The sequence below is a fragment of the Amycolatopsis sp. TRM77291 genome, assembly GCF_054166285.1.
In genome coordinates this window covers 1-558 of record NZ_JBSZHF010000047.1, presented here as the reverse complement: position 1 = coordinate 558, position 558 = coordinate 1, and the positions used below count along the sequence as shown (strand labels likewise).

1 protein-coding gene and 1 tRNA gene are annotated in these 558 nt (G+C 50.4%); one reads left to right on the top strand and one right to left on the bottom strand.

The features are described from left to right. Positions 1-140: 140 nt before the first annotated feature. A tRNA-Pro gene (locus ACXIZN_RS43300) sits at positions 141-212 on the bottom strand. A 135-nt stretch (positions 213-347) separates the two neighbouring features. Here ACXIZN_RS43300 and ACXIZN_RS43295 point away from each other — a divergent pair. Further along, positions 348-558 (top strand): hypothetical protein (locus tag ACXIZN_RS43295; RefSeq protein WP_457960789.1); only part of this gene is annotated, 211 nt, incomplete at its 3' end.

Sequence of the window (558 nt, the reverse complement as noted above, 5' to 3'; positions counted from 1 at the left end):
TTGGCGTTATTAGCACCACGCTCTAACCAACTGAGCTAACCGGCCTGGCTTTGCCCAGCTTTCTGCCCGATTGACCAGAAACTTCCTGATTGCTCTTGACCCTAAAGAGATAAAACAGCTTCTGAACCAAGCCTCACCACGGGCTCGTCCGGGATTTGAACCCGGGACCTCTCGCACCCAAGGCGAGAACCACAGCCCTAGACCAACGAGCCTAGCTGCGCAAGCGCCCAGCCGAGAAAAAAAAGAACAACTACAGCAACAACCAAAGAAGGAACACGAACTAACATGGAAGGAATCGAACACCTCGAGACAGTGTCAAAGGCAAACGAAGGAAAGTTGGCCTCTGAATGGATTCAAAAATGGGGCTGGACTTAACATGTAGAGGGATCTTAGGGAGGACAGCTGAAACGGTCAGATGTCCCGTAGACTTTAAGCCAGTGTGGGAAAAAGAGGGGAGAAGCTGGATGCACGAACTGAGTGATCCAAAGGCAGCCTACGTAATACAGGAATCCAGACACATATATACTGGGGTCACAAGACCAAGAAGGGCCTTAAAAC